Raw genomic sequence first — 6,693 nt, 5'->3', positions numbered from 1 at the left:
CGGGCAGCCGGTGGTGGCGGCGCCCTGGTACACGCGCAGGCCGGCGTGGATCGCCTTCGCCGTCGTCCTGCTGCTCGCGATGGTCGCGGGTGTGCGGGCCCTGCGCCGCCCCCGCGCCCTGCCCGTGACGGCCGTGCGCGCGCGGCTGCGGATGGACGCGCCGGCCAGCGTGGCCGTGGAGGGCGCGCCGTTCGCCGCCGGCGGGCTACGTTTTCGGATGAACCCTGGACGGGCGGCCGCGCGTGTCTCCACCGCGGGCCCGCTCTTCGTGAACAAGGAGGTTTCGGGTGATGGATGACAACGTCTCGCTGGCCGACCTGCTGGGCTTTGACGAGAACGTCGCCGAGCCGCTGCGCGCGCGGGTGCGCAAGCTGGCGGAGCGGTGGCCGCTGCCCGCGGGCAAGCTGCGCGCGTCCGCCGTGGAGCAGGTGGTGGAGCGCGTGCGCGAGCGCCTGTCGCCCCGGCTGTACCGCGTGCTGGCGTCGGCGTGGCGCCATCACCCTGCCTGCCAGGCGTTCTGCGACGCGGAGAAGTATCCGCCCAACGAGGTGAACACGGTGGAGCTGGCCGCGCACAACGTGGAGTGGGCGTGCGAGCCGGCCGTGGAGGTCGTGGCCGACGGCCTGCAGGCCACGGGGCTGGGCCGCCTGGCGCAGCTGGAGTTCAAGGTGCAGGTGGTGGCCGCCCTGCGCGGCGGCGTGGTGACCATCCAGGACGGGCGGTTCATGCGGATGGACGCCGCCGACCTTACGCTCTCCGCCGAGCTGAGCGTGGAGACGTATCCCGTGGTGGACATCCAGGTGCCCGTGCGGCTGCCCGGCACCATCCGCTTCGGCGAGCACGGTGAGCCCATCTGCCTCCCCGAGCCCGCGGAGTCGCAGGCTCCGGCGCAGATCGCCGTGCCGGCCATCGCGAACGCGGGGATTCCCAACCCGGCGGTGGTGTAGGGGAGAATCCGTCTCCCAGCCGGAGCGGGTAAACCCGCCGCTGGGACAGCGGAAAGCCCTGTCTCGCGCCGACGCGCTCTGCGAACAGGCCTTCAACCGCCAACACGGGACGGACCCGGCGTTGGGGTGGCATCCGGGCCGGGCGAGGAATGTCGCGCGACGTCGGTCGCGCGAAGGTCGCCCCGGTGCACGTCCGGCGGCCCGCGCTGGGGCAGTCCGCGCAGGCGGACTTCGCGAATTTCCAGCGGCGATTTCAATCGCTCGTCGCGGGGCCGACGTGAGGGCGTGGGCTCGATCCGGCCGGCGCGGACCTCGCCGGGGTGCACACGCCACGGCGCGCGGCACGAGCCGTCGGCGAAGGCCGACATCACGTGTTCGGTGCCGCGATTTCAATCGCCGGGGCTGGGTGGCTGCCGGGCGGCGGATCGGTCCGGGCAGGCATCGGGCTTCCCTGGAGGCAGTGCCCTGGACGCCAGGGATGATTGTTGCGAGTTGTGGCTTGAAAGATGAAGTTGCCGCGTTCGCCGGTGCACTCATCCCTACCTGGAGAAAAAGAATGCGCAAGATCCAGCTCAAGCTCGACGATTTGGCGGTGGAGTCGTTCAACACCGCGAAGGGCCAGGCCGAGAACTCCGGTACCGTGCGCGCCCACGACGCCACCACCATCGCCGACGGCTGCAACTTCTCGCGCGGCACGTGCTTCCAGAGCTGCGGGATGACCAACGGCTACCAGTACTGCATCGAGCCGTACTGCTGAGCGTCGGATATCGCCAGGACAGACGCGCCCCGCCGGCACATCGCCGGCGGGGCGCGTCGTCGTTCATCCACCAAGACCGCCTACAGGCCGTAGACCGGGCGCAGCTTGCCCTCCAGATAGCGCAGCAGCGGCTCGTGGCTCAGCGGCCGGCCCGTGGCGCGCTCGCACAGCTCGGGGGCCGTGTAGCGCCGGCCGTGCGTGTGCACGTTGGCCCGCAGCCATCCCAGCAGCCCGCCCAGCTCGCCGCGCGAAAGCTGCGAGTCCAGCTCCGGAAGCGCCGCCGTGAGGGCGTCCCACAGCTGCGCCGCGTACAGGTTGCCCAGCGTATACGTGGGAAAGTAGCCGATGGCGCCCATGGACCAGTGGATGTCCTGCAGCACGCCGCGCCTGTCGTCCGGCACCTCCAGGCCCAGGTCGTTGCGCATGCGCTCGTTCCACGCGCCCGGCAGGTCCGCCACGGACAGGTCGCCCTTGAGCATGGCGCGCTCCAGGTCGTAGCGCAGCATGATGTGCAGGTTGTACGTGGCCTCGTCGCTCTCGATGCGGATGAGGTTGGGCTCCACCGTGTTCAGCCCGCGGAACACCGTGTCCACGTCCAGCGCGCCGATGGCCGCGTCGCCCGTCTGGCGCTGCAGCTCGGGCAGGGCCCACACCCAGAACGGCCGTCCGCGCCCCACGAAGTTCTCCCACATGCGCGACTGGCTCTCGTGCACGCCCATGCTGGCCGCCTCGGCCAGCGGCTGGCCAAAGCGCTCCGCCTTGGGCAGCCCCTGCTCGTACAGGCCGTGCCCCGTCTCGTGCATGGTGCCGTGCAGGGCGCTCAGCATCTGCCCGGCGTCGTAGCGCGTGGTGAGCCGCGTGTCGCCGGGGCCGGCGCCCTCGCAGAACGGGTGCGTGCTCTCGTCCAGCCGCCCCGCGCTGAAGTCGAAGCCCATCCGCTCCACCACGCCGCGGTTGAACGCCACCTGCTTCGCGATGTCCAGCGGGATGTTCATCCACTCCGTGGACGGCGCCGTGCCGTTCTCCCGCAGCTCGCGGATGAGCGGCACCAGCCCGGCGCGCAGCTCGCCGAACACGCGGTCCAGCTCCGCCGCGCGCATCCCGGGCTCGTAGCTATCCAGCAGGGCGTCGTACAGCTCCCCACCCTCCGGGACGCCCAGGGCCTCCGCCGTGCGGCGGTTGAGGTCCACGAGCTTGGTCAGCCAGGGCGCGAAGCCCGCGAAGTCGCTGCGCTCGCGGTTCTCGCGCCAGGCGTGCATGGCCAGCGTGGTGGTCTCGGCCGTCTCGCGGACCAGCTCCGTGGGCAGCCGGGTGGCGCGGTCGTAGTCGTGGCGGATGTTGCGCAGGTTGGCCGCGGCGTCGGGGTCGGTCATGACCTCCGTGTCCGCCTCGCAGCGGGCGATCAGGTCGGCAAGGCGCGGCGACGTGCGGCGCTCGTGCACGAGCGTGCTGAGCGCGGCGGCCTGCTCGCCGCGCAGGCCGGCGGCGGCGGGCGGCATCATCACCTCCTGGTCCCAGCCCAGGGTGGCGCTGATGGAGCCCAGCACGGCGATCTCGCGCAGCTCGCCCAGCAGCTCGCGGTACGGCGTCATGGGTTCGGTGGATGCGGTATCCGGCATGGTTGGCTCTGGCTCGGTCGGTCAGGGATGGACGTGTGGTGCGCGTCGGCGGATGAATCTGCCGCCCGCCCGGCGCGAAGTCCACCGCGCGTCGGCAGGTTCCGTGCGCGAGGTGCAGGGACGCGCGGGGATGAGGCGAATCGGGTGATGCGGATTGGCGGAGTCGGCGGGTGAGGATCGGCCGGATAACGATCGAGCGGGATGGGGGTCGGGCGGATGTTCGGCCATCGGATCGGCGATCAGCAGATTCGAGCGATGCGGATCGGGCGAGTCCGATATCCGGAATTCGAGCACCCAGCCGGAGCGAATGAATTCGCCGCTGGAAAATCGCGAAGTCCGCCTGCGCGGACTGCCCCAGCAAAGGCCAGCGCGTGTGCAGCGGAGCGCAGTTTACGTAGTTGAAGCCTCGCGCAGTTTGCGAGGCTTTCCGCGGTCGTTGCGGCGACTTTAGTCGCTCGGCCTGGGCTCGCGATGGATCTGTATGGAACTCCGCCACGGCGGCAACTACCTCACAAACAAACGACCTCCCCGCGCGGCGGGGGAGGTCGCGAGTCGGCGAGCGGGTGGGGGCCTCCGCCCGCGAGGAGCCTACACGCGCAGCTCGGGCGCGGCCTCGCCGGTGGCGTCGGGATAGTGCGCCGGCACGGGGGGCACCCACTCCTCAGGAACTCGTCCACCTGCGCGGGCGCGCGGCCCACGTACAGCTCGGGGCTCAGCGGTCATCGGGTCGTTGGCGCCGTACTGCCTAACCCGCAGCTCCGGCGCGCGCGCCTCGCCGGCGGTTGCCGCCACGCCTTGTGGTGCACATCATCCCTGGTCCGCATCGGGCTGAGGACAGCCCGCCGCGCCGGCGTACCCTCCGCGCGTACTCTCCCGCCACCCGGAAGCGTGCCTGGATGATCAGGGACATACACGAGCTCAAGGCCACGCTCATCCGGAGCGGCATCGCGGCCGAGGCGGACCTCGCCGGCTGCGGGGCAGGGGAGATCGAGGCGCTGGAGCGGCGGTACGGCGTGCTGCCGGACAGCTATCGGCAGATCCTGGCGCTCATCGGGCATGGCGCCGGGGCGCTCGTGGACGACGGGGAGTTCTGGATCTACCTCGACCAGATCGACCGGATTCCCGGGGAGATCCAGGCGTACCTGGACGAAGTCCGGGCCGAGGGCGGCGACCTGCCGCCCATCCCGCCCAACGCCTTTTTCATCAGCGCCCGGTACGGGGAGCATCCCAACTACGTGCTGACGGGCGGCGGCGCGGACAGCGTCGTCTACGTCTTCAACTACGACGACGAGACTGTCGCGAAGGTGTTCGGTTCCGTCTGGGACTGGATCGAGGCGTTCGTACAGGACACGCAGTTCTTCATGGCGCTCGCCGCCTCCCGCGGCCATCCGCTCCACCGCGAGGCGGGCGGCCAGCCCTGACCCGCGCGTCCGCCGGCGGATCACCCCCGGCGGGGCGGATCGCGGTGGCCGGACGGGAAGAAGCCCCGTCCCGCGGCGCGGTACGGGGCTTCTCATCATGACGGAGGCCGATCCGCCGCTACACGCGCAGCTCCGGCGCGGCCTCGCCGGTGGCGTCGGGGTAGCGGGCCAGCACGGGGGCCACCCACTCCTCCAGGAACTCGTCCACCTGCGCGGGCGCGCGGCCCACGTACAGCTCCGGGCGCAGGTCCTCCTCCAGCTCCGCGCGCGTCACGCCGAACGCCGCATCCGCCGCGATGCGGTCCATCAGGTCGTTGGGCAGGCCGTGCTGCTTGACCTGCCGCCCCGCCTCGATGCTGTGTACGCGCACCCGCTCGTGCAGGTCCTGCCGGTCGCCGCCGCGCTTGGCGGCGCGCATCATCAGGTTCTCGGTGGCCATGAACGGCAGCTCCTCCATCAGCCGCCGCCGGATCATCTCCGGGTACACCACCATCCCCGACGCCACGTTGTGCAGCAGCAGCAGCACGGCATCCACCGACAGGTACGCCTCGGGCACGGCGATGCGCTTGTTGGCGCTGTCGTCCAGCGTGCGCTCGAACCACTGGCTGGCCGCCGTGAACGCGGGGTCGATCACGAGGGCGATGGCGTGCCGCGCCAGGGCGCCGATCCGCTCGCTGCGCATGGGGTTGCGCTTGTACGGCATGGCCGACGAGCCGATCTGCTGCTCCTCGAACGGCTCCTCCACCTCCTTGAGGTGCGAGAGCAGGCGGACGTCGTTCGCGAACTTGCTGGCGGACTGCGCCACGCCGGCCAGCGTGCTCAGGCAGGCGTAGTCCACCTTGCGGGGATACGTCTGCCCGCCCACGCCGTACACCTGCTCGAAGCCCATCTTTTCCGCGATCAGGCGTGTGAGCTTTTCAACCTTCTCGCCGTCGCCCTCGAACAGGTCCATGAAGCTGGCCTGCGTGCCCGTGGTCCCTCGCGAGCCGTGAAAGCGCAGCGTCTGGATGCGGAACTCCACCTCTTCCAGGTCCAGCAGCAGGTCCTGGATCCACAGCGTGGCGCGCTTGCCCACCGTCGTGGGCTGCGCGGGCTGAAAGTGCGTGAAGCCGAGGGTGGGCAGGTCGCGGTGCGTGCGCGCGAACTCCGCCAGGTTCGCGACGGCCGCCACGATGCGCCGCGCGATGAGACGGAGCGCCTCGCGGTGCTGGATGAGGTCCGTGTTGTCGCCCACGTACGCGCTGGTGGCGCCCAGGTGGATGATGGCGCGGGCCTCGGGCGCCTGCTCGCCCAGGTGATGGACGTGCGCCATGACGTCGTGCCGCAGCTGCTTTTCCAGCTCCGCCGCGCGCGTGAGGTCAAAGTCGTCCAGGTGGGCGCGGATGGCCGTGATGGCCTCGTCCGGGATGGGCAGCCCCAGCTCCTTCTCGGCCTCGGCCAGCGCCAGCCACAGCTTGCGCCAGGTGCTGAACTTGAACTTGGGCGAAAAGATGTACGACATCTCCGCCGAGGCGTAGCGCTCGTTCAGCGGATTGGAATAGCGGTCGATGGACATCGGTCCCTTACAACGTGGTGGTGGAGAGTTTTTCAACCTTTTCGATGAACTGCAATAGGTCGGTGCCAGCTAGTTCATCAAGGCGCATCAGTTCACCGATGCGACGACTGTTTCGTTTTAGTCCGACCTTGAGTACGTCTTCCGCCGGCCGGTCGTGCGGCAGCTCCTGGATATCCTTTGGGATCTGCCCTTTGTAAAACTCACGGAGCGCGCGGAGTGAAAAGTAGCTTTCAATCGAATAGCGCTTCAGTCGGTGGATGGGGATTCCGAGATGCTCGCATTTAGTGATAAAGCGCTTGCGCACCGGGTCGCTTCCCGGATCGTGGTCGATGAGCGCGATCAATCGATTACGTTCTGCGAAAACGCTTAGATCAAGATGCTCCATGTTGTCGCC

The 6,693-nt window shown here is 69.8% G+C and carries 8 protein-coding genes; 4 read left to right on the top strand and 4 right to left on the bottom strand.

Going from position 1 to position 6,693, the window contains the following annotated elements:
* The 3 genes from VFZ20_RS21645 to VFZ20_RS21635 form a co-directional block, all read left to right on the top strand.
* The coding region (locus tag VFZ20_RS21645; protein ID WP_329686031.1) for a hypothetical protein at positions 1-298 on the top strand (298 nt) is incomplete at its 5' end.
* The gene (locus VFZ20_RS21640; RefSeq protein ID WP_329686030.1) at positions 291-947 is read left to right on the top strand and encodes a hypothetical protein; all 657 of its coding nucleotides are present in this window, start codon (positions 291-293) and stop codon (positions 945-947) included. The genes VFZ20_RS21645 and VFZ20_RS21640, both read left to right, overlap by 8 nt.
* Positions 948-1,503: 556 nt before the next feature.
* Complete coding sequence (locus tag VFZ20_RS21635) at positions 1,504-1,704, top strand: hypothetical protein (protein ID WP_329686029.1); 201 nt, start codon at positions 1,504-1,506, stop codon at positions 1,702-1,704.
* Between the two features lie 80 nt (positions 1,705-1,784).
* On the opposite strand, the gene VFZ20_RS21630 is transcribed toward VFZ20_RS21635, so the two are convergent.
* Together VFZ20_RS21630 and VFZ20_RS21625 are read right to left on the bottom strand one after the other, a co-directional pair.
* Positions 1,785-3,323 carry a carboxypeptidase M32 gene (locus tag VFZ20_RS21630; RefSeq protein WP_329686028.1) on the bottom strand — a complete coding sequence of 513 codons (1,539 nt, stop codon included), beginning with the start codon at positions 3,321-3,323 and terminating at the stop codon, positions 1,785-1,787.
* Between the two features lie 588 nt (positions 3,324-3,911).
* A complete protein-coding gene (locus tag VFZ20_RS21625; protein WP_329686027.1) occupies positions 3,912-4,046 on the bottom strand; it encodes a hypothetical protein in 135 nt (44 codons plus the stop codon).
* A 173-nt stretch (positions 4,047-4,219) separates the two neighbouring features.
* Between VFZ20_RS21625 and VFZ20_RS21620 the strand changes: the two genes are divergently transcribed.
* Positions 4,220-4,744 (top strand): SMI1/KNR4 family protein, encoded by a 525-nt coding sequence (locus VFZ20_RS21620; protein WP_329686026.1) that lies wholly within the window; start codon positions 4,220-4,222, stop codon positions 4,742-4,744.
* 118 nt (positions 4,745-4,862) lie between these two features.
* Here the strand turns inward: VFZ20_RS21620 and purB are convergent, their stop codons facing one another.
* Positions 4,863-6,299, bottom strand: a complete 1,437-nt coding sequence (purB, locus tag VFZ20_RS21615) for an adenylosuccinate lyase (RefSeq protein WP_329686025.1) — start codon at positions 6,297-6,299, stop codon at positions 4,863-4,865.
* A gap of 7 nt (positions 6,300-6,306) precedes the next feature.
* Positions 6,307-6,693 (bottom strand): hypothetical protein (locus VFZ20_RS21610; RefSeq protein WP_329686024.1); only part of this gene is annotated, 387 nt, incomplete at its 5' end.

It is taken from the genome of Longimicrobium sp., assembly GCF_036280135.1.
GTDB lineage: Bacteria > Gemmatimonadota > Gemmatimonadetes > Longimicrobiales > Longimicrobiaceae > Longimicrobium.
Note: the sequence above shows the minus strand (reverse complement) of the source record. Positions and strands in the feature narration are given on the sequence as shown.

What these genes read in the sequence shown, in the direction of transcription:
- VFZ20_RS21640 (WP_329686030.1), top strand. Translation starts at nt 291, where the DNA reads ATGGATGACAACGTCTCGCTGGCCGACCTGCTGGGCTTTGACGAGAAC.
- VFZ20_RS21620 (WP_329686026.1), top strand. Translation starts at nt 4,220, where the DNA reads ATGATCAGGGACATACACGAGCTCAAGGCCACGCTCATCCGGAGCGGC.
- VFZ20_RS21630 (WP_329686028.1), bottom strand. Translation starts at nt 3,323, where the DNA reads ATGCCGGATACCGCATCCACCGAACCCATGACGCCGTACCGCGAGCTG.
- VFZ20_RS21635 (WP_329686029.1), top strand. Translation starts at nt 1,504, where the DNA reads ATGCGCAAGATCCAGCTCAAGCTCGACGATTTGGCGGTGGAGTCGTTC.
- purB (WP_329686025.1), bottom strand. Translation starts at nt 6,299, where the DNA reads ATGTCCATCGACCGCTATTCCAATCCGCTGAACGAGCGCTACGCCTCG.
- VFZ20_RS21625 (WP_329686027.1), bottom strand. Translation starts at nt 4,046, where the DNA reads ATGACCGCTGAGCCCCGAGCTGTACGTGGGCCGCGCGCCCGCGCAGGT.